15 protein-coding genes are annotated in these 22,542 nt (G+C 60.4%); 6 read left to right on the plus strand and 9 right to left on the minus strand.

The window, feature by feature from the left end; all coding sequences use genetic code 11:
• Window positions 1-91 precede the first annotated feature (91 nt).
• Entirely contained in the window at window positions 92-931 is an 840-nt protein-coding gene (locus F8G81_RS10705; protein ID WP_267278941.1) for a hypothetical protein, read from the minus strand.
• 266 nt (window positions 932-1,197) lie between these two features.
• Between F8G81_RS10705 and F8G81_RS10710 the strand changes: the two genes are divergently transcribed.
• Window positions 1,198-2,022: an SDR family NAD(P)-dependent oxidoreductase gene (locus tag F8G81_RS10710; protein ID WP_267278946.1), complete on the plus strand. Its 825-nt coding sequence runs from the start codon at window positions 1,198-1,200 to the stop codon at window positions 2,020-2,022.
• Window positions 2,023-2,400: 378 nt separating this feature from the next.
• On the opposite strand, the gene F8G81_RS10715 is transcribed toward F8G81_RS10710, so the two are convergent.
• From F8G81_RS10715 to F8G81_RS10725, 3 genes are all read right to left on the minus strand, one after another.
• Complete coding sequence (locus tag F8G81_RS10715; protein ID WP_267278947.1) at window positions 2,401-3,138, minus strand: IclR family transcriptional regulator; 738 nt, start codon at window positions 3,136-3,138, stop codon at window positions 2,401-2,403.
• Window positions 3,139-3,523: 385 nt separating this feature from the next.
• A complete protein-coding gene (locus F8G81_RS10720; protein WP_267278948.1) occupies window positions 3,524-5,023 on the minus strand; it encodes an aldehyde dehydrogenase family protein in 1,500 nt (499 codons plus the stop codon).
• 33 nt (window positions 5,024-5,056) lie between these two features.
• Window positions 5,057-6,085 carry a zinc-dependent alcohol dehydrogenase family protein gene (locus tag F8G81_RS10725; RefSeq protein WP_267278949.1) on the minus strand — a complete coding sequence of 343 codons (1,029 nt, stop codon included), beginning with the start codon at window positions 6,083-6,085 and terminating at the stop codon, window positions 5,057-5,059.
• Between the two features lie 473 nt (window positions 6,086-6,558).
• Here F8G81_RS10725 and F8G81_RS10730 point away from each other — a divergent pair, with 473 nt between their 5' ends.
• Window positions 6,559-7,947: an MmgE/PrpD family protein gene (locus F8G81_RS10730; RefSeq protein ID WP_267278950.1), complete on the plus strand. Its 1,389-nt coding sequence runs from the start codon at window positions 6,559-6,561 to the stop codon at window positions 7,945-7,947.
• 174 nt (window positions 7,948-8,121) lie between these two features.
• Here the strand turns inward: F8G81_RS10730 and F8G81_RS10735 are convergent, their stop codons facing one another.
• Entirely contained in the window at window positions 8,122-9,405 is a 1,284-nt protein-coding gene (locus F8G81_RS10735) for a substrate-binding domain-containing protein (protein WP_267278951.1), read from the minus strand.
• 187 nt (window positions 9,406-9,592) lie between these two features.
• Entirely contained in the window at window positions 9,593-10,876 is a 1,284-nt protein-coding gene (locus tag F8G81_RS10740) for a substrate-binding domain-containing protein (protein ID WP_267278952.1), read from the minus strand.
• Between the two features lie 549 nt (window positions 10,877-11,425).
• On the opposite strand from F8G81_RS10740, the gene F8G81_RS10745 reads away from it, so the two are divergent.
• The 4 genes from F8G81_RS10745 (at window position 11,426) to F8G81_RS10760 (ending at window position 16,369) form a co-directional block, all read left to right on the plus strand.
• Window positions 11,426-12,484, plus strand: a complete 1,059-nt coding sequence (locus F8G81_RS10745) for an ABC transporter permease (protein WP_267278953.1) — start codon at window positions 11,426-11,428, stop codon at window positions 12,482-12,484.
• A 50-nt stretch (window positions 12,485-12,534) separates the two neighbouring features.
• Window positions 12,535-15,063 (plus strand): ATP-binding cassette domain-containing protein, encoded by a 2,529-nt coding sequence (locus F8G81_RS10750; protein ID WP_267278954.1) that lies wholly within the window; start codon window positions 12,535-12,537, stop codon window positions 15,061-15,063.
• Between the two features lie 193 nt (window positions 15,064-15,256).
• Entirely contained in the window at window positions 15,257-15,667 is a 411-nt protein-coding gene (locus tag F8G81_RS10755) for a nuclear transport factor 2 family protein (RefSeq protein ID WP_267278955.1), read from the plus strand.
• A 309-nt stretch (window positions 15,668-15,976) separates the two neighbouring features.
• Complete coding sequence (locus F8G81_RS10760) at window positions 15,977-16,369, plus strand: hypothetical protein (protein ID WP_267278956.1); 393 nt, start codon at window positions 15,977-15,979, stop codon at window positions 16,367-16,369.
• Window positions 16,370-17,941: 1,572 nt separating this feature from the next.
• Here F8G81_RS10760 and F8G81_RS10765 read toward each other — a convergent pair.
• The 3 genes from F8G81_RS10765 to F8G81_RS10775 form a co-directional block, all read right to left on the minus strand.
• Window positions 17,942-19,312 (minus strand): aldehyde dehydrogenase family protein, encoded by a 1,371-nt coding sequence (locus F8G81_RS10765; protein WP_267278957.1) that lies wholly within the window; start codon window positions 19,310-19,312, stop codon window positions 17,942-17,944.
• 165 nt (window positions 19,313-19,477) lie between these two features.
• On the minus strand, window positions 19,478-20,869 hold the full coding sequence (locus F8G81_RS10770) for an MFS transporter (RefSeq protein ID WP_267278958.1): 1,392 nt from the start codon (window positions 20,867-20,869) through the stop codon (window positions 19,478-19,480).
• A 242-nt stretch (window positions 20,870-21,111) separates the two neighbouring features.
• Entirely contained in the window at window positions 21,112-22,494 is a 1,383-nt protein-coding gene (locus F8G81_RS10775) for an MmgE/PrpD family protein (protein ID WP_267278959.1), read from the minus strand.
• Between the last annotated feature and the right edge of the window lie 48 nt (window positions 22,495-22,542).

Consider the following 22,542-nt stretch of genomic DNA (forward strand, 5'->3'; position numbering starts at 1 on the left):
GTTGCGTCCGAATTTGCTGTATATCTGGTCACCCGTGGGGGGTGGGGGTGAGCACGGGGCCCTTGTGGGCCCCGTGTTGGCCCGTGGTGGTTTAGAAGGTGTGGAGGACGAAGCGGAGGAATTCGGTGGGTTCGATGGCTTCGAGGGGTACGGGGCCTTCGTTGGCGAGGAATTCGTATCCGGTTTCGGGGCCGTATTTTTCGCCGCCTGCGGTGACCTGGCCCTTGGTTTGGAACAGGATTTCGATGGAGGGGAACTGGCCTGCCTGGTAAACGGCGCCGGCATCCAGGCGGACGAAGCCGATGCGGAAGTTGCGCTCGGTGAAGGTGCCCAGCCATTTCTCGGCCACGCCCTGATCGGCTGAGGGGAGCCAGTCGTAGGCGTCTGGGTTCATGGCGATGACGTCTTCGTAGCGGGGGGTGGCGAATTCGAGCTTGCCACCGGTGGCGTGTTCGAAGATCGCCTGGGAGCCGTCCACGACCTTCTCGGCGCCGTTGGCGTCGGTGTAGTGGTACATACCCTTCTTGAACTCGCCGGTCTTTTCCAGATCAGCGTTGGTCGCTTCGCGCTGGGCGACGGACAGGTAGCCCTGGCCGCTGGCGCCGCCGGACTGGAGAACCAGTGTGCGGAGGCCTTCGGCGCGTTCCTGCGGGCCGTAGTGGACACTCTCGGGGAAGTACCCGACCCAGCCTTCCTCCAGGAAATCCTCCTCGGAGTAGGGCAGCCGGCCTTTGATCACGTAGCGGACCTGGTCAAAGTTGTGCCGGTGACGCGGGGTCCGCCACCCACCGCCGCCGGTGTGGCCCATGTTCAGGTCGTAATTGTTCGGTGAGCCGTCCTCACCGAACAGCAGGTGTTTCTGGTCCAGTACTCCCTCACGCATGGATCCGACTGCTTCGATATCGGTATCCGCTGCCTTGCTTACGCGCATCTCCAGCTCCTTTATAAAGTCGAGTCATCCCCCGGCAAGATCCGCGGGGGGCGCGGCGTCCGGTCCGCCGCTGCTATCGTGCAGACCGGTCGCCGTCCATTGACACTATCCCACATGACGGGATATTGTTCAATAGCAAGGCCGGGCACACCGCCTCCTGTTTTCCCGATAACGCCCAGCCGGTTATGGGTCATTGCTGTCCAGGACAGCACCCCGTTCACCACTGCCTGCACGACCATCACGACGCGAAACCACGAGGATCGACCATGACGACGACACCCCTGACTCACATTCCCCATGACTCCGGCGTGCCGGCATCAGCGCGGGACTTCAGCGTCGAGGGGCGGGTGGTCATTGTCACCGGCGCAGCCCAGGGCATCGGCCGGGAACTCGCGCGCCAGTTCGCCGCGGCCGGAGCCGTTGCCGTGGTAGCTGACCTCGCCATCGACAAGGCCGAAGCAGTCGTGAAGGAAATTCATGACGCCGGCGGGGTAGGTCTGGCCGTAAAGGTGAACGTGGCCGACGAAGCGTCCGTCACGGCCATGGTCGACACCGTGATCCAAACATGGGGCAGGATCGATGTGCTGATCAACAACGCCTCGATCTTCGCCAGCATCGAAAAGGGCCCGTTCGACCAGATTCCCCTGGATCAGTGGGAAAACGTGCTGAAGGTCAACATCACCGGCACCTACCTCTGCGTCAAGGCAGTCGCTGCCCATATGCGCAAAGCAGGCTTCGGCCGCATCATCAACATCTCATCCGACGCAGTCACCCGCGGCACCGCGAACTACCTGCACTACGTCACCTCCAAATCAGCACTGATCGGCATGACCAACTCCCTGGCCCGCGAACTCGGCAGCCACGGGATCACCGTCAACTGCATCCGGCCCGGCAGCGTCGCCACCGAAGTCGAACGCACCGTCAACCCCACCGCCGAAATCCGCGAACGCGCCGCGTCCCTCCAATGCATCCCCCGCGGAATGGTCCCCACCGACCTCGTCGGCATCATGTTCTTCCTGGCCACCCCCGCCGCCGCATTCATCACCGGCCAAACCATCGCCTGCGACGGCGGCTACACCCACAGCAGCTAACCCACCCCACACGCCACCACAGGCAGCGACTTCTTCCAGTGTCATTTATGGTCGGACGTGCCCCAACTATGCGTGATTCTCCCGAAGGAGAAAACGGCTCGACGGCTTAAGTTCTGCTTCCTCGACTCATGCTCGGGCCAATGTTGTGTCGAAAGACCTTTTGGGTTTGTATGCATATGGGCAGGCGGGCTCGGTCGTTGTGGGAGGGGCCTTGGACTAGGAAATTGCGGGCACCGACCAGGCGTTGATTTCCAGGTCTCTCTGCTCCAGGCGCCCTTTCGGCGGGATCAGCGAGTGCGGTTGGGAGCACGAGGGGTATTGGGGCCTCGTGGAATACGAAGGTGCGGTGGCGGGCGCAGGCTGCCCACCGCTTCTTGCTTATGGTCGCTGTTGGTTCTCCAGTAGGCGTTCGGATATGGTCGACGCCGCTTGTTTGACTGCAATGACCGCTTGCTGGACCTCGACGTCGCGCCGCGCTTTTTCATCCCAGGCGACACCGACGCTGCCCAGGGCTGTCTTTTGCTCGTTGAAAATCGGTGCTGCGAGGCCGTAGACGCCAGGGTTGAATTCTCCCATGGTCAGCAGGTAGCCGTCCTTCTTTATCTCGCCCAAGGTCTTGCGGAAGACGCTCCAGGTGCCACCCAGCCCGGCGTCCTCAATTTCGGTGCTGTGACGGGCGTAGATGGCTTTCAGCCGATGGTGGGGGAGATGAGCCAGGATGACTTTCGATACTGCTCCTTGAAAGAATGGGCGCCGCTGGCCGCGGCTGAACCGGTTGGCCGGGCTCGATGGGGCACGGGACTCCCCAATGCACAGGACTGAGTCGCGAAAAGCGGTGCACAGCAGAGCCGAGTGCCCAATCTTGTCCACCAGGTCCTCAAGGACGCCATGGCTGGCCAGGAGCAGCGGATCCGTCTGGCGAATCTGCAGGTCCATCTCGATGATCCGCGGGCCAAGGCTGTAGTAGCCGTTGCGAACCGTGGTGAGCAGGCCGGCATCATGCAACGTCTTGATGTACCGGTACCCCGTCGACCTGGAAGTCTCGAGAGACTCGATAATGTCCGCTGTTGACCAAACAGGGTCGGCTTCGCTGAACAGCTCCAGGACGTTCAGCATCCTTGCCAGACTGCCCGCGCTATCTGGAGCCGCAGTAGCCTCCCCAGCGCCATCCAATGAAACGCGTCCTCCCATAACCTGACTCCCATCCCTTTCCTTGTGTTACCCAGCCAACGGGCGATCAGCGTCCGCGTTGGCGGGCTACCAAACAAGCGGACGCGCCAGGTAGCTACTGCTCTAAGCTCTCTTCAACGATGGGCTTATTCGACGGGCTACGGTATGTGGTGTCCATTATAGTGCGTAGCTGCCTGGTGGCCGCGTAGAAATGCGACTGGCGATGCCTGCTGCCAATCGAAATGAGGGGCGGCAGGCATCGGCAGGCACGCTTGTGTGCAGCTTCCGCAAGCCCGAGGCATGAACTTGCATCCGCAGCTCCGCCCGATGCTTACAGTTGGATGTAGACGCTTTTGGTGTAGAGGTAGTTGTCCATGTGTGCGGCGGTGCCCTTGTATCCGTAGCCGCTCATTTTGGTTCCGCTGAATCCGACCAGGGGGTCGATGTAGCCGTAGCAGTTCACCCACATTGTGCCTGTGTGTACGCCGTGGACCACGCGAAGAGCGGTGGAGAGGCTTTGTGACCACACTGCTCCGCCGAGGCCAAAGTCGCTGTCATTGGCGATGTCGATGGCCTCATCGACGTCGTCGAAGGGCAGGATCGACAGGACCGGGCCGAAGATCTCTTCGCGGGCGATTCGCATGTGGTTGGTCACACCACCAAAGACGGTCGGCTGAACATAGTATCCGTTTCCGAGTTCGTCCCCGAGCCGTTGGCCGCCGTGAAGCAGTTCGGCCCCCTCGTTCTTCCCGATATCGATGTAAGACAGGACTGTGTCCAACTGCTGTTGGGAGATGACCGGGCCCATCGTCGCCGTGTCGTCCAAGCTATGACCGACCCGCTGGGTTTCCATGAAGGCCAGCAGCCGCCGGGTGAACTCATCGACGATGGACCGCTGAACCAGCACCCTGGTCCCGGCGAAACAGATTTGGCCGGAGTTGGCGAAAACGCCCATCGCGGCCCCGGGCACGGCTTTGTCCAGGTCCGCGTCCGCGCACACAATGTCCGCGGACTTGCCGCCCAGTTCCAGCTGCAGTTTTTTGATATTCGTCGTGGACGCCTCAATGATGCGCCGGCCGGTCTCAGTGGAACCGGTGAAAGCGATGCGGTCCACATCCGGGTGGGCCGCCAGCGCGTTACCGGCGTCCTTGCCCGGTCCGGTGATGACGTTGATGACGCCTGCCGGGACGCCGGCTTCGTGGAGGAGCTCGGCAACCCGCAAAACCGACAGGGAAGCTTCCGAAGCCGGCTTGAGCACGGTGGTGCAGCCGCTGGCCAGAACCGCCCCGATGATCCAGAACTGACCGCCGAGCGGGCCGTTCCAGGGGATGATGCCGCCGATGACACCGACGGGGGCCTTCAATGTCATGGTCGCGACGTTGCCGGGGATGCCGTTCATCAGCGTTTCACCGGAGATGTTGGTCGCCTGTCCGGCGAAGAATGCCAGCATCTTCATCAGGGCAGGCTTGGAGTTGCGCAGCCTTGAGATCGGGGCGCCCATGTCCAGCGCCTCGATCTGGATCAGTTCCTCGAATCTTTCGTCAAGGACCTGGGCGATGCGTGTCAGCAACCCCTGGCGCTCGTACGGTGTCCAGGTGCTCCACTGACCCTTAAACGCCGCACGTGCAGCGATGACCGCACGGTCGACGTCGGCCTCACCGCCGGCAGCAAACCGGGCCAGGAACTCACCGGTCGACGGATTCGTCGTGGTCAGGGTTTTCCCCGACACGGCCGGGACCCTCTCTCCGTCGATAAAGAGGTGGTGCACATCGCGGGACAGGAAACCCTGCGCCTGCTCGCTCAAAGCGAAGTTCTGTTCGGTTACGGTCATGACTTTCCTCTCAGATGACCCTTTGACATTCCGTCAATCAAAAATGAAGACGCCTTTGCCGATCTTGCGCTGATCGAACAGCTCGTAAGCCTGCTCTGCTTGGGCCAGCCGGAACTCGTTCGTAAACAGGGACTCAACGTCCAAGCCTCGTTCGGCGATGAACTGCGCACAGTCTTCCTGCTGGTTCTTGCTGAACGTGAGCGACCCCTGGACGGTTTTGTGCAAGTGGATGAGTTCTTCGCTGTCCAGGTCGATCTTGCCGAAGACTCCGACCATGCATGCGGTGCCCCAGGGCCGGACTGCCTGTATCGCCTGGCGGCGTACGGCGGGAATTGCGCTGCATTCGACAGACTTGTCCGCACCTTCCCCGTTGCGGGTCAGCTCGCGGATAGCAGCAACCGGGTCCTGCTCCCGGGGGTCGACAACGTAATCGGCTCCGAGATGCTTGGCCATTTCCAGCCGCGAAGGCTCAACGTCAATTGCGATGACCCTGGCCCCGAAAGCCTTCGCCAGCATAGTGACGCTCAGGCCAACGGGCCCTTGGCCGAAGACGGCCACGGTCTCGTCGGCAGACAGCTCAACTCTCTTGATCGCTGCGAAAGCCGTGCCGGTGCCACACGAGATCGCCGCACCGGTTTTGAACGAGAGTGAGTCGGGCAATTTGATGAGTGTGTGCGCGGGAACCTTCATGAACTCGGCATGCCCGCCGTCACCGTTTAATCCGCCGTAAACGATCCGGTGATTCTGACAATACTGCGTCCAGCCGGACCGGCAGTATTGGCAGGTACGGCACCCGTCGTAGTGGTGGACCATGACCCTGTCCCCGACTTTGGCCTCGGTGGGTCGGACGGCGTCGCCGACAAGCGTTACTACTCCGCAGGGCTCGTGCCCTTCAATGACCAGGTCCGATCCGGTGCGCAGCGGACCGTGGAGGTGATGAAGATCGCTCCCGCACATGCCGGAGGCTTTTATACTGATGACCACTTCATCCGGCCCGGGCACCGGGTCCGGATAGTCACGGATCTCGAGCTTACCTTCACCCTGGAAAACAACAGCTTTCATGCTAGAGCTTCTCCCTTCCCGGCGGTGTCTGGCAGGGGGCGCTACCGGATGCGTCCGGGGCAGGGGGAGCGAGGGGCAGCAATACCCGCTCCGGAATGACTTTTGAAATACGAGTGCGGCCGGATGGTCCGAGAGTGCCCGTTTGGCACTGGTTCGACAGACATTGTCCAGTCATGTGTCTTACTACCTTCGGCTGAGTGTTCGGTGGTCAGCGGCGCTGTGTTCACCGCTTTGGCAATGCTCCCCATGGCCCCGCGATACCTCTTGATGATATCCTGCATTATGGGACTTGGTCAATGACTCGGTAGTCTTGGCTCTACTCGTAAAAAAGGGAGACAGGGCGCACCAGGCGAAGTCATCCATGGTCGGCGAGTTGATCAGGGCGCCTGCGCCGCATCTTGTCCCGAAGTCTGCGGCCGTAGCTCTCGATTCCGCGCATTCTCGATTTCCACAACGAAAGGTGTCTCATGCCCATGCCTTCCAGTGATCTGGTTGAACACTTCGCGAGCTTTGTCGCTGAGACCAGTTACGCAAGTACGCCTCCCGATGCTGTTGAGGCGGCAAAGAAGAGCATCCTGGACACCTTCGGGGTCATCCTTGCCGCGAGTGGAACGGAACCGGCCGTACGCGGCTTGGTGGAGATCGTTCAGGAGAGCGCCGGCCGGCCAGAATCGTCCATACTTGCGTTCGGAGGAAGGGCTCCCGCGATCATGGCTGCCTTCGCTAACGGCGCTATGGCGCACTGCCTGGATTTCGACGATCAAACCCCCTGGGGCCAACATTCGTCCAGTTCCATCGTCCCGGCGGCGTTCGCCGTTGCCGAACGCATTGGGGGTGTGACCGGCAAGGACATGATCGCTGCAGTCGCCGCCGGACAGGACATCTTCGCCCGACTGCGCTGCAACGTCGGATGGAAAAAAGACTGGAACCTCTCACCGGTGATAGGAGTGTTCGCGGCTGTTGCTGCCGCGGGCCATCTGCTGAACCTGTCGCGCGCAGAGATGATTAATGCCTTTGGCATCGCCACTATGCAATCATCCGGGCTTATGGAGCTTGTCGCCGGCACTGGCGGCAATGTACGCGGAATGTATGCCGGGTTCTCAGCCAAAGGTGCCGTTCTCGCCGTACTGCTCGCCCAGAAAGGCGTGACCGGCGTCCCGACTGTCTTCGAAGGCCAGTATGGATTCTTTAACACCTACTTCGACGGCCGATACGATCGCGAAGCCATCCTCGAAGGCCTGGGGAAAGAATTCAAAGGCAGCGGAACGCTGTACAAGCTCTGGCCTACCGTGGGCACCGCTCATAGCCACATCCACGCCATTATTGAGCTGGTGAACGAGAACAACCTTCTGCTGGACGACGTTAGGGAAATCCGTCTCTACGTCGGCGACTACCACGATCTGATGTGTCGCCCGCTGGAGGAGAGGCGCGCGCCGGCAACGCTGGTAGACGCCAAGTTCAGTCTTCCCTTCCTAGTGGCTGTGGCGGCCGTTCATCGGGGTGTGCAGGTTTCACATTTCACTGAGGAAGCGCTGAAAGATCCCAGAGTTTTGAACGTAGCCAAGAAGATAGTCCCAGTAAGCGACGCAAGCCTTGACTGGAAGCTCGAGCTGCCCCCGGGTCGCGTAGAACTCGAAATGACCGACGGCAGGAGATTCCACAAAGTGGGGACCGGTGTCCCCGGCAACCCGGAAGCGCCGTTGGACTGGAAGGCCATTGGGCAGAAGTTCAAGGACTGTGCAGCTGCCTCTGTCACGCGCCCGACACCCGATCAGCTAGCCACCGCCGAACGAATCGCGCGGAACCTTGAGACTGTTCCCGATGCCGTGGAACTGGTGAGGGCTCTGGCGCCCCGGAACTAAACCTTTCCACCATTTCAAAAAAGACCACCCCGGTTCCATGGAGCCGGGGTGGTCTCTTTGTTTTCGGATCAGGTGGAAAGACCACCAATCGTCTCGTGGTCAGCGATATCTTTCCGCTCACACGAGCCGCGGGTCGGGAAGGGTGGGACCCGCGGCTTTGTGAGGCCGAACTGCTTACGGTGCTGCCAGTGCGATGTTCATATGCTCAGGCGTGAGCAGGCTGGAAACCGGGACGCTGGAGGGGATCTCCGGGCTGTTGGTGTCAAGGACCGAGTCGCTTGAAACGGTTGGAACCCGCACAGGCACCTGGGCTGGAACCTCCCGGCCTTCCCTTATCTTGATCCCGGCGGTGACGCCAAACCGACCAAACCAGACGTGGCTGCTCGCGAGCCACGACTTGGGCGTCATTCCAGCATCCTTCGCCTGCTGAACCATGGTGAGCCAGGAGTGGTTCATCACGTCGCTCAGGAAGGCCGGAGGTGTCTTGCGATCGTCGATGTAGGGCTTCAGGAAGTCGTCGGTCGTGTAGTCGTAAATGACTGCCGCGGGCTCCTGTCCCGAGGCCAGAAGGGCGTTGGCAGCCTGCGCTGCGCCTTGTGCTGTCCATTGCGTGAAGCCCTCTGTGATCTGGGTCCAGCCAGCACCGTCGAGGACCTTCTTAAGGCAGGGCTGCCATTCCGCGGCGTTGCTGTTTCCGGGGATCCCGGTGTACAGGGCGTAGGTCTTGTTGTTCCCGAGCTCATCAATCAAGGCTTGGGCGCCCTCGGTGTAGAGCTCGCACAGGGCCAGCGGTACCTGGGCGGACACGGAAGACGCTGCGTCACCTGGGAGCGGTGTGTTCACTGTGACGACGGTGATCCCGGCCTGTTTGGCTTGCTGCAGCGCGGACGCGATGGCCCCACCAAAGACTGGGTCGGTTACGATGATGTCGACCTTCTGTGCGATAAGACTCCGCAGGTTCGCCAGTACCGCCGCGACATCGCCGTTGGCGTTGTTGTAAACGATCCTCTTGACTTGCGGATACGCCAACGCCTGGGCTGTGGCCTCGCCCCGGAAGATGTTACCCCACGCGTTGCTACTCTGCATCGCCAGGGCCACGGTAAGGGAGCCGCGTCCTGTGTCGCAGGAACCCTGCTGCAGGCAGGTTTGGAACAGTTCATTCTGCTCCGGGGTCAGCGGCTTTGAGGCAGCTGCCATGGCATCTGCCACAACCGGGTCCAGCTCGGAAACGGGGATGTCGGTAAGGAAGGTCTTCTTGATCGTGGCCGCGAGGGCCTGCTGATCGACGCTTTGTGCGGTGATGTCCTCGCCGGACGCGGTCGCGGGCGCGTTTGAACCGCCCGAGGACCCCGTCGTCGAGCAGCTTGCCAACGATGCGGCAAGCAGGAACGCTGCCAGCAGCTGAAGAACCGATCGGTTCTTGTTGGGCCCTGAGCGGGCCGGGGATGCAATTTTCATGTGGTGTATCTCCTTAATGGAAGGGTAGAGGCGCACACGGTTCTCCTTTGATGTGGGTGCGATGACAGGCTGTGCTCAGCGGTGTGACTCATGGGCTTGTGCAGGAAGCGCAGTGCACTCCTGCTTCCCCAAAAGCCGCGGGTTCCCGATTGTTGGACCCCGCGGCTTTGGTGAGGGCGATCCGTGGCTATGGTGCAGCCAGTGCGAGGTTCATCTGCTCGGGCGTGAGCAGGCTGGAAGCGGGAACACGGGAGGGGATTTCCGGGCTGTTGATGTCCATAACCGAATCGGTTGTGACAACCGGTACCCGAACGGGCACTTCAGCGGGAACCTGCTGGCCCTCCTTGATCTTGATTCCGGCCGTAACGCCGAACCGGGGGAACCAGACATGGCTGCTTGCGAGCCAAGACTTCGGGTTGATTCCGGCATCCTTCGCCTGCTGAACGGTGGTGAACCATGAGTGGGTCATCACGTCGCTCAGGAATGCCGGAGGTGTCTTGCGGTCGGCGATGTAGGGCTTCAGGAAGTCATCTGTGCTGTCGTCATAGATGATCGCGTCAGGTTGCTGACCCGATGCGAGAAGGGCGTTGGCAGCCTGCGCGGCGCCTTGTGCTGTCCATTGCGTGAAGCCCTCTGTGATCTGGATCCAGCCGGCATCTTCGAGAACCTTCTTTGCGCACGGCTGCCATGCAGCGGCGTTGCTGTTGCCAGGGATGCCGGTGTATAGAGCATAGGACTTGTTGTTCCCGAGCTCCCTCACCAGGGTCTGGGCGCCTTCGGTGTACAGGTCGCAGAGTGCCAGCGGAACCTGGGCAGACACCGAGGACGCTACATCGCTGGGGAGCGGGGTGTTGTATGTGACCACGGTGACCCCTGCCTGCTTGGCCTGCTGGAGTGCGGACGAGATGGCCCCACCAAAGACCGGGTCCGTCACAATGATGTCGACCTTCTGCGCGACGAGGCTGCGCAGATTGGCCAACACCGCCGCGACATCACCGTTGGCATTGTTGTAGACGATTCTCTTAACCTGCGGGTACGCGAGCGCCTGGGCTGTGGCTTCGCCACGCATGATGCTGGCGAAGGAGTTGCTGTTCTCCAGCGCGATGGCCACGGTCAGGGAGCCGCGTCCTGTGTCGCAGGAACTCTGCTGCAGGCACGTCTTGAACAGTTCATTCTGCTCCGGTGTCAGCGGTTTTGAAGCCGCTGCCATGGCATCTGCCACAACCGGGTCCAGCTCGGAAACGGGGATGTCGGTCAGGAAGGTCTTCTTGATCGTGGCCGCGAGGGCCTGCTGATCGACGCTTTGTGCGGTGATGTCCTCGCCAGACGCCGTCGCGGGCGCGTTTGAACCGCCCGAGGACCCCGTCGTCGAGCAGCTTGCCAGCGACGCCGCAAGCAGAAACGCTGCCAGCAGCTGAAGAACCGATCGGTTCTTGTTGGGCCCTGTACGGGCCCGGGATGCCATTTTCATTGATGTAACTCCTCATAGGGATGTTTGGTGGGGCCCATGGCTCCCCGTTGATATGGGCGCCCACGAAATAGCCAGCTGGGACATACGGCAAAAGCTGTGGGCCTCAGCCATCGGTGACGAAGCATGGAAAGCCTCGCTCGAGTGGCGAGAAGTCAGCTGTCAGCGTCATCTACCCGTGGACAGGAACCTTTTTGTGTCCTTGCTCACGGTTGAACAATATCTCGTAATGTGGGATAGTGTCAATCATGGACGTCGGCCCCTGCGCGGATAAAGCGGACGGGCCGAATGACGCAGTCCCTGGTTTTGCTGGGATCGCATGAACATTTCAAGTGCAGGAGAGACTGGCCGCCCGCGGGCGGAAAAGGCTCTTGCCTTGCGCATGACTTAAACCGTTTGTGACCTACAGCACGTTCGCGCTAAGTGGAGCAAAGTGCAGCCAATCTGCGCGAACCAATCGTTCGGTCGCCCTGGCCGAAACTTCAGTGAAGCAATGTTGCTTCTGACCCGGAGGTTCAAAGAAGTGTTGATAACCCTGCGGAGGAATCCGCGATGACTACAGATGTGACCGGCAACGGCCCGACTTATATCCCGCCCGCTGCCGCCCAAAACCGGCTGACAGATCTGAAGTACCGGTTTCCCGCCCGGTATCTGGCCAGTTGGGGCGCACTGGTCCTGCTGCTGCTGTTTGCAGTGGTAGTTGCTCCCGCCAGCCTGGGCGGGAACTCCGTGCGGGTTGTCAGTGCCCTCGCCGGTGTCCTCGCCTTGGCAGCAATGGGGCAGATGCTCGTCGTAATGCTGGGCGCAATCGATCTGTCAGTCTCTGCCGTGGTGGCTGCCTCCGCCGGAATAGTAGTTCACTACGGTGTTCCCGGAGCCAACCTGTGGCTCGTCATTCCCGCAGCCCTTGTACTGTCCATGTTGATAGGCATCGTCAACGGCTTCTTTATTTGCGTTCTTCGGCTCAACTCGATCATCGTGACATTGGCGACCTACGGAATCGTCACAGGAGGGATGCTTCTGTGGACCGGAGTGTCCTTCTCACTGACGGGTGAAGCGCCGGAGCAACTGCAGCAAGTAGCCCAGTGGTCACTGCTAAACATCAACATGTGTTTCATGGCCGCGCTTATTGTCGGCCTGATCCTTGCTGCCGTGCTCTCGTACACCCGTGCAGGGCGCAGGGTCGCCCAAGTCGGATCGAATCCTCGGGCAGCAATGGCCTTGGGGGTACGTGTCACCCTGGTTCAGATGAGCACGTTCGCCGCCGTCGGCCTCCTTTACGGAATCGCCGGGGTGCTCGTTGCCGGCTTCATCGGTACTCCGGACATCTCCATCGGTGCTCCCTACCAGCTGGCGACGGTGACGGCCGTGGCCATCGCCGGGCTCACCTTCAGTGGCGGCCCAACCAGTGTCGCGAGCCTGCTCGTATCCTGCGTCTTTCTTCAACTGCTTGATCAGGCCCTTGTTGTGGCCGGGTTCCCCACAGGCGCGCGAATCATGATTCAGGGCTTCACCCTCGTCGTCGCAGTGGCGGCAATAACCATCAGCCAATATGGCGTTGCCGGAATTCGGCGCATTGCGGCGCTGCAACTGGGAAGGCCTCTGAAATGACAAGCCAACTCACACCGCCGCCGTCGCGAAGGATCAAAGGAGAACACGAAGTGGAAAAAATTGTGGACGTGGGGACTTCCCATTCCGGCTCTCTGACTGCAGAGGTGGACTCCAAGCAGCCGGCTGTAGTCCTTACCGGAGTGTCCAAGTCGTATCCGGGCGTGAAGGCGCTCACAAACGTCAATTTCGACTGCCGGCCGGGGGAAGTCCACGCGCTCGTGGGAGAAAACGGCTCCGGGAAGTCCACCCTCATCAAAATCGCTTCGGGCGTACTCACGCATGACACTGGCGAAGTCACCATCGGAGGTCAGTCGCTGGCCGGCGGGTCAGTAAAACGCGCCCGCAAACTCGGTCTCGTTACCGCATATCAGGACACATCCTTGGTTGAGGAACTCACCGTCGCGGACAACATTGCGCTCTCCTTCAACGCCATTGGCGAGCCGCGCCCGTCGGATCTTGACCGGCTGCTTGCCCGCTATGACCTGCCGTTTAAACCCACGGACCTCGTAGGCGCACTGGGTCCCGGCGCACGCCAGCTCCTCGAAGTCGCGAGGGCCATGAGCCACCAGCCACGTGTCCTGATGCTTGACGAGCCCACCGCTGCCCTGGACATGCAGTACGCGGCACACTTGGAAGAGCTGATCCGGCAGTCCCGCGACGAGGGGGTCGCCATTGTTTATGTCAGCCACCGCTTGGAAGAGGTCCGCCGCCTTGCCGACAGGCTTACTGTCCTCCGCGACGGGGTGATCCAGGGAACCTACAGTGGCCGGAACTGGGAAGTGGACGAAATAGTTGAAGTCATGGTCGGTGCCCCAACCGACCTTGAGTTCCCGACTCGAACGCCGACTAAGGCGCAGACCAACAGGCTGGAGGTTCGGGACCTGTCCGGGCAGGGCTACGGCCCCGTATCGATCAACGTTCGTCCAGGCGAGATTGTCGGCGTCGCAGGTGCGGAAGGCAACGGACAGAGAGCCTTACTACGCGGCCTCATCGGTGAAAAACGCACTTCGGGAGAGATCCTGGTCGACGGCAAGCCCGTTGGACGGGGCGGTCCGTCCGCGGCTCTGGATGCCGGCATCAGTTTCCAGAGCGGCGATCGCGCTGTGGAGTCTGTCTATAGCGAGCTGTCTGTGATGGAGAATGCTACTGCCCAGCTGGGTCCTGAAAGCGGCCCCTTCGGCCTTGCCCTGCCCAGTCGCCTTCGGGAGGCCTTCGGTAAGGTGTCGAAGCAGCTCGGCATCGTGGCCGCATCGCCCTACCAGCCAATCAGTGGCCTCTCGGGGGGTAATCAGCAAAAAGCTGTCCTTGCCAGGCCAGCTTTGCGACCCCCCAAGGTGCTGGTCGTCGATGAACCGACTCAAGGAGTTGATGCAAGGGCGCGCATGGACATCTACCGCGTCTTGTCCGGCGCGGCCGAGGAAGGAATGGCCGTTCTCGTAAATTCCTCAGACTCAGCTGAACTGGCGGGGATGTGTGACCGGGTCTATGTCATGTCACGCGGCACCGTCGTCCAGGAGTTGGCGGGGCCGACGACAGAATCCGCTATCGTCCGCAGCTTCGTCAGCGCGGCTGGCGTAGACCAGAATCACGTTGACCAGATACCCAGCAATGCTGGTCTGGCGTCGCGACTCATCGCGCGCGCCTCCTCGAATTTCCCCATTCTTGCTCTGTTGTTGCTGACGGCAATTGTGGCGGGGTACGCCGGCAGCCAGTCGCCGTTCTTTTGGACGTGGCCCAACCTCGCGAACATGCTGATCATCGCATTGCCCTTGGCTTTCGTTGCCCTTGGACAGCAATTCACCATGCTTTCGAGAGGCTTTGACCTTTCGGTCGGTTCAACGATGAGTCTTACCGTCGTCCTTGTCTCGATGACGCTCCCGGATCTGAGCCCCGCTTCCTTAGCGGGAACGATCCCCTTGCTCCTTCTGGTCGCGGCGGCAATCGGGGGTTTCAACGCCGTGCTGATCGGCTGGCTGAAAATCAACGCCGTCGTTGCCACCATCGCCACCATGGGCATCGTCCAAGGCATCGCCATCATCCTCCGGCCCGCACCGGGCGGTGTCATCGCGCCGGACCTCGGGACTGCTGTCAGCCTCGGCGTCGCATTCGTGCCAGCTCCATTTATCGGCCTGGTCGTGTTGACCATCGCACTCGAGCTGTGGCTCTATCGGAGCCGGTCTGGGCTGGCCGTGCGAGGTGCCGGCTTCAACCCGGAAGCAAGCCGAAGGATCGGCCGGCAGGTCGGCGTCATTCGGGCCGTCGGACTTCTCGTGTGTGCCCTCGGGGCGGTCGTCGGAGGCGTGCTTCTGGCTTCCCAAACAGGCATCGGATCGAACGCCGTGGGCGCAACATATTCGCTTCCCGCGTTCGCCGCAGTGTTCCTGGGAGGGGCCGTCATGACCGGCGGCAGGGGCTCCTTCATCGGTGCGCTCCTGGGAGCCGTGTTCCTCTCGCTACTGGACAACGTCACCCCGCTGCTGAACATCCCCAACGCGACCGAGCAGGTCATTTACGGCATCATCCTGCTCGTTGCCGTGTCCGGCTACACAGTGGCCCAGCGGGTACGTACACGGAAATGATGTTGGCGACGGGTCAAAGACGCTCAAAAAAATGAGGAGGAGACGTACGGGATGGCAATGACGGCCGCAACGGGCCTTCGCTGACCCCGAAGTCTGATTTAGTGATTATTGGTCCCAAGCTTGCAGGGCTGGCTTATCCGGCCCTGCAAGCCTCTTTACCGCCATGCCCCCGCTGACAAGAAGGAGCCCAATCTTGCGCGCAAGCCAGGAAATCGTCAACCTGCTGACCGAGTACTACGCCGCGATGGAGACTAACCAACCTGACCGGTACGGCAAGTACTTCGCTTACGACATAACTCTGACCTTTGCTCCCGCACCCACCATCACCGGTCGCGATGCGGCGCTCACTGCCATGGCGGGATTGCTTGGCCGGGTGCGATCGTTGCACCACGATCTGGTCAACGTATGGGAAGAAGACGAAGGCGTTGTCATTTTCGAGTCTCTCGGCGTCTGGCACCTCCACAACGGGAGGAGCGTGTCAATCAAGGCATGCTCCGTCTTCACTGTTGAAAATGGCAAGTTCACGGACCAGCGCATCTATGTCGACAATTCGCCCCTCTTCGAACTGCTCGATGAACCCGTGGCGGCCAGCCCGTCGTCGTGAGGGACTCCTCTCCGTACACACGTACGGGGACCAATGGTCACCCGGGCGCGAAACCTGATCAACGGGTCCTGGATCATCCAAAATGACATCACCGCGCGAGGACTTGTTGTTTAGCAAATCCCATTGTATGGGATATTTATAATATTCAGGATTAGGTTCCCACTAAGCGGGCGATGGCACCTGAAGCGGACGCGGCAGGCACTCATCCTGCCTGGGGAAGAGCGACCCTCCTGGGCCAGTCCGCTCCCGCTTTCCAAATGGCTGACGGCTCCGCATGGGGCCGCATCCGTCGTACATCGAGAGGAGAACATGGAATACGCGGGGAATCCGGACGAGCCGAACCAGTTCGTCGGATCAGCGGTGGTCACTGGAGCATCCTATGACCACCGAAAAACCATTTTGCAACTTCGGACTTTCGCGGGAAGTTGCCTCAACTACAGCCTTGACGACATTCCCGACGCGGCCGGCGAGGCCGAATTCCGCAGGAACCATCCCCTTCCCATCTCGGTTAAGATCCAGCAAGGTGGCGAATGCTGCAGCGTGATCGCGCTGACCTCAGATGGAACGCGACGCTCGAACGTGACTCTGGGCACGGCGCTGGCACTGCACCAGGCCGGGGTTCATGCGGTCGTCGACGGGGGTCGGCAGACCGAAGTGTCTTGTTCATCCAAAACGGCAAAGAGTCAAACGGCGATGCCCTGACCCTTGACTAAAGAATCCGCCGACGGAGGGGTGTTGAAGTGGCAGACACTTCAGCGAACTCAGCGGCTTCAACACCAGTAATGCGGGGCTGGCCCGTGCTCGGTGGTGGACAAGCCTTGCAGAGCGGAGGGTCGCCGCGACGGGTGCAGTGTGGTCGTGCCACCCAGCTCGAAAATTCGCGGCGGGGACGCCATCATCGCGATCCTCAATGCGCTCACGGCCAGGACCCGATCTCTGATGTTTACCATGGCATACCGAATGGATCAGTGACGGGCCACGATTTCGTCTGCCCAGTCGAGGAGCCGGGCAGCAACGAGCTGGTCCGACGTTCCCCCTGCTCTAACGAGGAAACGATCCACCATGCAGGCCCCTTCTTCGTGAACAGTTCCAGAACGCGCAAAATCAAATCCAGGATTAACGAACCCCGTCCACCCACGTGAGCAACCATCCTCGTATCGTCGACCCGTCACGCGGGCACACCAACAATTTGTCATATCTCATAGTGTAGGATATTGGTAACTCTTTGGGAATGCTTTTGGAATGCCTAACTTGAGCCGCGCCGCTGGGCGCATCGCCTCACGTGTCGCAGCCCGCAGGGGGTGAAAGTCTGGGAACGCGTACTTTTGGCTGGGGGAGCGCAGGCGTAGAAGCGCCTGGCCCAGTATTTCCAGCGGAACTCCCGGATACCTCGATCTCGTGAACGGCGCTGCTTCTCCAGCAGGCTTTCCGTTGTGAACCTGCCCGCCTGTTTGACGCCGAGCAACGACAGGGACCTGGACGTCGCGCCGCTCGTTCCCGTTCCACGCGATCCCCAAGCCGCCCAAGACTGTCTTCTGAACGGTGAAAATAAGTGCCGCGGCGCCGTAGACGCCGGGGGCGAACTCTCCCTTCGTCAAGAGGTAGCCGCCCTCTTGATCTCGCCCAGAGACTTGCGAAAAAAGCATCACGTGCTGCCCAGCCCAGGGACCTCAACCACTGTATGTCTACGGGGGACAGATGGCTTTCAGGCGGTGATGGGGGATGTGAGCCAGGATGCCTGTAACCGCTCCTTGGAACAAGGGGCGCCACTGTCCGCGGCCGAACCGGGTTTCTGGGCTCTGCACGGCGCGGTGCTCTCCAACGCAGAAGATTGAGTCATCATCAAACGCTGTTAGCAGAGCGGAATGCCCGATTCTTCCACAGTGTCCTCGAGGACGCCAGGGCAGGCCAGCAGCAACGGATCCTCGCGGCGGTATTTAGCCCTTGATGATAAGGCTCTAATAGCCATGGCGCACCGCGGTGAGCAGTCCTACGTATGGAGGATCTTGATGTAGCGCCTTCTCGTCGCCCTGGTTCCTGTGACGGCTGGTTCCTGACAATCTATCTGGGCCAATATCGACCTTGTCCGGGCGTCGAGGGAAACCCGGACGCTCAAGGAGCACCGCCAGCCGTTAAACATGCTGGCAGGATGGTTGCTGAACGCGTCACGACGCGGCCAGGGCAAGGCGTCATCGTCGGACGACTTCAGTTGCTGCCAGTGGCCGCCGTTCCCGATGGCGTGTCCTTTCCTGTCAGGAACAATGATCTGCTGTATTAGTTGTCGGCGTAGGGTAGTTCTCGTTTGGTGGTGAGGTCCCAGACGACGGCTTTGCGGCGTGTGTACATGGCGATGGAGTCGAAGCCGTTTTCTTTGCCGAAGCCGCTTTGTTTCATGCCTCCGAAGGGGACGGTGGGGTGGAAGGAGCGGTAGGTGTTGATCCATACCGTTCCTGCCTCGAGGCGTTTGGCGAGGTATTGGATGGTCCGTGCGTCGTTGCCCCAGATTTGCGCGCTGAGTCCGAATTCGGAGGAGTTGGCGCGCGCGGTTACTTCATCGACGTCGGAGTAGGAGAACACGCTGGCCATCGGCCCGAAGGCCTCATTGAGGGCCGCGGGATTGTCGTCCTTGACCTCTGCGAGGACCGTGGGCTGGTAGAAGGCGCCGCCTGCGAGTTCGCCGTCCTCGGCCGGGGTGCCGCCGGCGAGGGCGACCGCGCCGGCGTCGATCGCGCGTTTGACCAGATTGTCCACGCGTTCACGGTGCGGGCGGCTGATGAGCGTGCCCATCTGCGAGGATTCCTTCGTGGGAAGTCCGACCCGTACTGTTTGCGCTTTCTGCCCGAGCCGTTCGCTGACCTGGGCATACATCGAGTCCGGGACGAAAATCCGGGATCCGGTCACGCAGCTTTGGCCGCTCTTTGCGAAGTTTGAGTGCAGCAGCGACGGGATAGCGGCCTCGAGGTCGGCGTCCGGCAGCAGGATCGCGGGGCTCTTCCCGCCGAGTTCGAGGAATACCGGCACGATGTTCTTAGCGGACTGGTTGATGATCGCCCGCCCTGAATCCGGTCCGCCGGTGAAGGCGATCATCCCGATATCCGGATGCTCGGTGAGCAGCGGCCCGACCACCGCTCCACGGCCGGTCACGACACTGATCACACCGGCCGGAACGCCTGCCTCAAGGGCAAGTTCAACCATCCGGTAGTTCAGCAAAGGGGCGACCTCGGGTGCCTTGATCACGATGCAGTTCCCGGCCACGAGCGCCGGGCCCGCCTTCAACGCGACGAAATTCGCGTTCCCGTTATAGGGGCTGACGCCCGCGACGACGCCGAAGGGCTCATCAAGACCGTACGAGAGCCGGTCAGGCAACTGCGCGAAGGTACGTCCTTCGAGCTTGTCAGCAATCCCTGCGTAGTAGCGCAGGACCCGGGCGCTGTTGTCAATGTCAGCCATAGCCTCGCGGCGGAGGTGGCCCACATCGGCGACCTCCAGGTCAGCCAACTCATCACGGTGCTGAACAATTGCATCCGCCCAGGCCCCGAGCATTCTGGCCCGGACCTCCGGCGCCGTTCCCCGCCACACCTTCTCATACACAGCCTTCGCTCCCGCGACCACTGCGTCGATCTCTGCAGCATCAGCCTCATGCAATGAACCAATGACAGTGCCCGTAGCCGGATTATGAATCTCCAACTCAAAGCCAGCTGAAGGAACCCTCACCCCCTCGGCAGAGATTAGGCCGACACGAAAGGGCCTTCCTTCTCGCGTCCCGGCAAACACTTCGGACGTTGTCGTTGTCATCTTCGCGATCATCCTTCAGTTGGGTGGTGACTGGATTGGAGTTGTTGGTTCAAAAGTTTCGGGCTGGTCCTGCTTCTCGGACGGCGCTGCTTCCCCCTGGTTGCGGGGTGGCACTTTGACGAAGAGCAACAATACGAACGCGAGCGAGAGCGCAACCAGCGGAACGGTCATTCCTACAATGGTGTCGCCAGGAGTGGCCAGCTTGCCGATGAGAAACGGCCCGAAGAAACCGCCGGCAGAAGCCAAGGAATTGATAACGGCGATTCCAACCACTGCTTGCCGCTTTGTCAGGATCTGGCTGATCAGGGCCCAGTACGTAGGGATGTTCCCGATCACGCCGCAGGCCAGCAGGATGAGTCCTATCATTCCCAGCAGTGGGGAGCCGCGGAACACGGCAGTCATGAGCAGGCCGACGATAGCGGTGGCGAAGCAAGTCAGGACGATAAACTTCCGTCGTCCGCTGATGTCTGCATAGCGGACGAGCAGCAACATCACGATGGCACCGCACAAGTACGGTATAGCTCCGTATAGACCGATATTGGTCGGAGAGTATGACGGATTCAATTGGGACACGACTTGCGGGAGGAAGAAGGTCATCCCATAAGCTGCTACCCCGGCTAGTGCATTGATCAGGCCCAAATACAGGATCTTGGGGTTCCGCAAGGCCCGCAGCTCGCTCGAGTTGTCGTGCTTGTCTTCGGGCATGGCTGCATACTCTTCGGCTATGGAACCTTCCAGCCACTTCTTTTCGTCAGCATTGAGCCACTTGGCCTTGCTCGGCCGATCCGCCAGGGTCAGTAGGATCCAAATCCCGAGTAGGACCGGCGGCAGTCCTTGGAGGATGAAGATCCATCGCCAAGAGCTGAGCCCAAACCAGTCCACGTGCTCTAGAATCAAGCCGCCACTTACGCTTCCAACAATGAGAGCAGCAGGCATGGCCAGCGCTATGGCACCGATAGCCCGGCCGCGGTCGTGATTCAGGAACCAATAGGTGAGGAAAAGAATGAGTCCAGGGAAAAGCCCGGCCTCAGCAATGCCTAGTAGGACGCGGGCGAAATACAACTGTGTGACCGAGTGCACGAATCCAGTAGCCATGGTGACCAGGCCCCAGGTGATCGCAATGCGCGCCAGCCAGAGTCGGGCGCCGACCTTCGCGAGAATCATATTGCTGGGAACCTCAAGGAGAACATATGCGACAAAGAAAATCGCGGCGACAGCGCCGTACGTCGCAACGTCAATGCCGAGTTCCTTGCCCATCGTCAATTGGGCATAACTAATGGAGGCGCGATCCATATAGTTAAACGCGTACAGCAGGAAGGCGACCGGCAGGATTGTCCGTCTAACCTTCTTGATGACCGATTTTCGGTCTACGGCCGACTTGGCCGGTATGAAACTACTTGTAGCCACGCTGCTACCTCCTGGTAGGTTGTGCCCATTTGGGCTAGATCTATAGAGCGTTTGTGACGTCCCTGAGGATTTTGAAGGATGGTTTGGAGACTGAATGACTCTTGAGGGCAGGATGGAGCTGCTTATTTGGCTGAAGCCGACAGATGCTGGCATCCTCAGGAGCTGACATGATCAGCTCGAGGCGGTGGCCGTTATCACTCGAATGGCGCCATTAGGGCCCAACCGTTTCTGGCCTTGGCCTGTCAGCGGACCAGCTCGAGGACCTGAGTGATCTCAGTACAGGCCTCCAGAGCCATCACGAGGTCTTGCACTTTCTTGACATTCTCAAGGGGAACGGGTTGGATCGAAGCTTCCGCGCAATCACTGAACTTTTGCTGGAGCTCTTCCCATGTCATCGGGCGTTCCGGCGTCCCGGGCACGTCGGAACCTAGGCGTTCAATGAGGCGACCGTCGCTTGTGACTATTTCGATCTTTCCGGCGGGCAGTTTAAGATTCCAGTTGTATGCCGGATCAGCTATCGGCTCAATCCGATTCGCAAGCGCGAGGATTTGCTGATCCTTGAGGGTATCCGTCGAGAAGTCAGAGATGCCCATCCTGCCCTTGACGAGCGCAAAGGCGACGAGGAAGGGCAACGAAAACCTGGCGTCCATAAGGGTTTCTGGCGCTTTTCGTTTCTTCAACGGCTGACTCATCCGCTCAGCGAAATCCCCGACATAGACGCGGACGGTTTCAATGTCCTCGATCTTGATCGGGTTTTCCCGTGCTAACTCGAGAGCAGCATGAATATAGGTGTGCGCGTTTCCCACCGCTGGCCAGTACTTGTAGGTCATGCCGGCAGAAAGGAATTCAGATCCGAGGTTCTCGAGCATCTTCTCGCGGTTGTATTCACCATTGAAGTAGACCTTGAACACGCCAGCCTCGCCTTCAAACAGGTTGGCCATTCCAAGCATCCCCTTCTGGGCCAGGAGCGCAGCGTTCACGCAGTTCTGTGCTATGAATCCGGCATAAAGCCCGCGCAGCTCACTGCCTGTGCCGAATATCTGCTCCATCGTGCCGCCCGCGTTCAGGCTGGCGATGCCCATGGAATGGGCGATTTGCCCGACATTCAGACCTAGAAGCGAGCCGCAGGCGGCTACACCGGAGTACACTCCGACCACGGACGACAAGTTCCAGTCCATGCGCCACCCCACGTTGCAACGCAAACGAATGAACAGTTCCTGTCCAATTGCCACAGCTGTGATTAGCTCTTTGCCGGTGACGTCGCCCTTGCGTTCCGCTAATGCAAGAAGCGCAGGTACGAGTGAACTGTCCGGATGAGCCCCCCAAGGCGTTTGGCTGTCGAAATCAAGGCCGTGAGCTAGCGTGCCATTGGCAAACGCGGCCGCGGTGGCGGGTATACGCCCGCCGAACCCGAGTATTCTGGCCTCTTCCTTGCCACCAGCATCCGTGAGGAGCTCGATTATAGGTCGAACGGCTGGTTCCATCCCGCTCGCCCCCAGCATGACGCCGAGTGTGTCCAAAATACTCTTCTTAGCGGCCTCGACCGCTTGCGGTGGCAGGTCAGAAAACCGCGTGTTTGCCGCAAAACCTGCGAGGTCGTGGGAGAGATCGACGCTGTGTACCATTTCGTGTCTTTCGTTTGTGTCTAATGCTCATCAAGGACTGCATTGCGT

The sequence above is a fragment of the Arthrobacter sp. CDRTa11 genome, from assembly GCF_026427775.1.
GTDB lineage: Bacteria > Actinomycetota > Actinomycetes > Actinomycetales > Micrococcaceae > Arthrobacter.

Excerpts from the sequence above, each read along its gene's own strand:
- F8G81_RS10720 (WP_267278948.1), bottom strand. The coding sequence starts at position 5,023 with ATGACCGTAACCGAACAGAACTTCGCTTTGAGCGAGCAGGCGCAGGGT.
- F8G81_RS10725 (WP_267278949.1), bottom strand. The coding sequence starts at position 6,085 with ATGAAAGCTGTTGTTTTCCAGGGTGAAGGTAAGCTCGAGATCCGTGAC.
- F8G81_RS10705 (WP_267278941.1), bottom strand. The coding sequence starts at position 931 with ATGCGCGTAAGCAAGGCAGCGGATACCGATATCGAAGCAGTCGGATCC.
- F8G81_RS10730 (WP_267278950.1), top strand. The coding sequence starts at position 6,559 with ATGCCTTCCAGTGATCTGGTTGAACACTTCGCGAGCTTTGTCGCTGAG.
- F8G81_RS10710 (WP_267278946.1), top strand. The coding sequence starts at position 1,198 with ATGACGACGACACCCCTGACTCACATTCCCCATGACTCCGGCGTGCCG.
- F8G81_RS10735 (WP_267278951.1), bottom strand. The coding sequence starts at position 9,405 with ATGAAAATTGCATCCCCGGCCCGCTCAGGGCCCAACAAGAACCGATCG.
- F8G81_RS10775 (WP_267278959.1), bottom strand. The coding sequence starts at position 22,494 with ATGGTACACAGCGTCGATCTCTCCCACGACCTCGCAGGTTTTGCGGCA.
- F8G81_RS10715 (WP_267278947.1), bottom strand. The coding sequence starts at position 3,138 with ATGCTGAACGTCCTGGAGCTGTTCAGCGAAGCCGACCCTGTTTGGTCA.
- F8G81_RS10760 (WP_267278956.1), top strand. The coding sequence starts at position 15,977 with ATGGAATACGCGGGGAATCCGGACGAGCCGAACCAGTTCGTCGGATCA.
- F8G81_RS10740 (WP_267278952.1), bottom strand. The coding sequence starts at position 10,876 with ATGAAAATGGCATCCCGGGCCCGTACAGGGCCCAACAAGAACCGATCG.
- F8G81_RS10745 (WP_267278953.1), top strand. The coding sequence starts at position 11,426 with ATGACTACAGATGTGACCGGCAACGGCCCGACTTATATCCCGCCCGCT.